This window comes from Erythrobacter sp. (genome assembly GCF_038133525.1).
In the GTDB taxonomy this organism is placed as follows: domain Bacteria; phylum Pseudomonadota; class Alphaproteobacteria; order Sphingomonadales; family Sphingomonadaceae; genus Qipengyuania.
The window spans coordinates 1-2,232 of sequence record NZ_JAYPTL010000142.1 but is presented as its reverse complement, the minus strand read 5'-3'; the positions used below and the strand labels follow the sequence as shown (position 1 = coordinate 2,232).

General features: G+C 63.3%; 4 protein-coding genes. All 4 read right to left on the bottom strand.

Going from position 1 to position 2,232, the window contains the following annotated elements:
- A partial coding sequence (gene rplC, locus AAFM29_RS17255) for a 50S ribosomal protein L3 (protein ID WP_341713958.1) occupies positions 1–488 on the bottom strand: 488 nt, incomplete at its 3' end.
- A 10-nt stretch (positions 489–498) separates the two neighbouring features.
- Positions 499–807, bottom strand: a complete 309-nt coding sequence (gene rpsJ / locus AAFM29_RS17250; protein WP_144257943.1) for a 30S ribosomal protein S10 — start codon at positions 805–807, stop codon at positions 499–501.
- Between the two features lie 29 nt (positions 808–836).
- Positions 837–2,027 (bottom strand): elongation factor Tu, encoded by a 1,191-nt coding sequence (gene tuf / locus AAFM29_RS17245; protein ID WP_341713957.1) that lies wholly within the window; start codon positions 2,025–2,027, stop codon positions 837–839.
- A gap of 55 nt (positions 2,028–2,082) precedes the next feature.
- On the bottom strand, positions 2,083–2,232 hold a 150-nt coding region (locus tag AAFM29_RS17240; RefSeq protein ID WP_341713959.1), incomplete at its 5' end, for a hypothetical protein.

The following is a 2,232-nucleotide window of genomic DNA, read 5'->3' as shown; positions in this document are numbered from 1 at the left end:
GCCATCTTCTTACCCTTGAACACTTTGCCGGGGTCCTGGCGCTGACCGGTCGAACCATGCGAACGGTGACTGACCGACACGCCATGGCTGGCTTCCAGGCCACGGAAATTGTGCCGCTTCATGACACCGGCAAAGCCCTTACCGATCGTGGTGCCGGTCACGTCGACATACTGGCCGACAATGAAATGCTCCACCGACAGTTCGGCGCCGACTTCCACCAGGGCATCGGCCGGAACGCGAAACTCAACGAGCTTGCGCTTCGGTTCGACATTCGCCTTGGCGAAGTGGCCGCGCAGGGCCTTGGTGACGTTCTTCGGCTTGATGGTGTCGACGCCGAGCTGGAGGGCGGTGTAACCGTCCTTCTCAGCAGTGCGCTGCTGCACCACCTGCAAATTGTCCACCTTCAGCACGGTGACCGGCACATGCGTGCCGTCCTCCGAGAACAGCCGGGTCATGCCCAGCTTCTTGGCGATCACTCCGGAGCGCATGATACTCTCCTCAGAGCTTGATCTCGACGTCCACGCCGGCGGCGAGGTCGAGCTTCATCAGCGCGTCCACCGTCTGCGGGGTCGGGTCCACAATGTCCAGGAGCCGCTTGTGGGTGCGGATCTCGAACTGCTCGCGCGACTTCTTGTCGACGTGCGGCGAACGATTCACGGTGAAGCGCTCGATATGGGTCGGCAGCGGGATCGGGCCCCGCACGCGCGCACCGGTACGCTTCGCGGTCGAAACGATCTCGCTGGTGCTCTGGTCGAGCACCCGATGATCGAACGCCTTGAGGCGGATGCGGATATTCTGACTATCCATTGTCCTGTATCCTGTCTGACGCTCGATGCTTACGCGATGATCTTGGCGACGACGCCGGCGCCGACGGTACGGCCGCCTTCGCGGATCGCGAAGCGCAGGCCTTCGTCCATGGCGATCGGCGCGATCAGCTCGACATCCATCGCAACGTTGTCGCCCGGCATCACCATCTCGACGCCGGCCGGCAGCTGCACAACACCGGTCACGTCGGTGGTGCGGAAGTAGAACTGCGGACGGTAGTTGGTGAAGAACGGGGTGTGGCGACCGCCCTCTTCCTTGGTCAGGATGTAGGCTTCCGCCTTGAACTTGGTGTGCGGGGTGATCGAACCCGGCTTGGCCAGAACCTGGCCGCGCTCGACGTCCTCACGCTGCACGCCGCGCAGCAGCGCGCCGATGTTGTCGCCGGCCTCGCCGCTGTCCAGCAGCTTGCGGAACATCTCGACGCCGGTCACGGTCGTCTTCACCGTCGCCTTCAGGCCGACGATCTCGACTTCCTCACCCACCTTCACGATGCCGCGCTCGACGCGACCGGTCACCACCGTGCCGCGGCCCGAGATCGAGAACACGTCTTCCACCGGCATCAGGAACGGCTTGTCCTTCGGACGCTCCGGCTGCGGGATGTACTTGTCCACCGCTTCCATCAGCTTCAGCACGGCGTCGTGGCCCAGCTCCTTGTTGCTGTCCTCAAGGGCAGCCAGCGCCGAACCGCGCACGATCGGAATGTCGTCGCCCGGGAAATCGTACTTCGACAGCAGCTCGCGCACTTCCAGCTCGACCAGGTCGAGCAGCTCGGCGTCGTCCACCATGTCGCACTTGTTCATGAACACCACCAGCGCCGGCACGCCGACCTGGCGGGCCAGCAGGATGTGCTCGCGGGTCTGCGGCATCGGGCCGTCAGCCGCCGACACAACCAGGATCGCGCCGTCCATCTGCGCCGCACCGGTGATCATGTTCTTCACATAGTCAGCGTGGCCCGGGCAGTCGACGTGAGCATAGTGGCGATTGGCCGTCTCGTACTCGACATGGCTCGTCGAGATCGTGATGCCGCGCGCCTTCTCTTCCGGCGCCTTGTCGATCTGGTCATACGCCGTGAACGACGCACCGCCGCTCTCCGCCAGAACCTTCGTGATCGCAGCCGTCAGCGACGTCTTGCCATGATCGACGTGGCCGATCGTGCCAATGTTGCAGTGCGGCTTGTTACGCTCAAACTTTGCCTTGGTCATTTTACTTCTCCGCTAGATCGGATGCGTGTTCAGTGATGCGCGTTCGTGTCTGAGATCAGCCGGCCATCTTGGCCAGCACCTCGTCCGACACGTTCTGCGGCACCTGGGCGTAGTGATCGAAGGTCATGGTGTACTGCGCGCGACCCTGGGTCATCGAGCGCAGGTTGTTGACGTAGCCGAACATGTTGGCCAGCGGCACCATCGC

Bases quoted from the DNA above. Each gene is read 5' to 3' on its own strand.
- rpsJ (WP_144257943.1), bottom strand. From the start codon at position 807: ATGGATAGTCAGAATATCCGCATCCGCCTCAAGGCGTTCGATCATCGG.
- tuf (WP_341713957.1), bottom strand. From the start codon at position 2,027: ATGACCAAGGCAAAGTTTGAGCGTAACAAGCCGCACTGCAACATTGGC.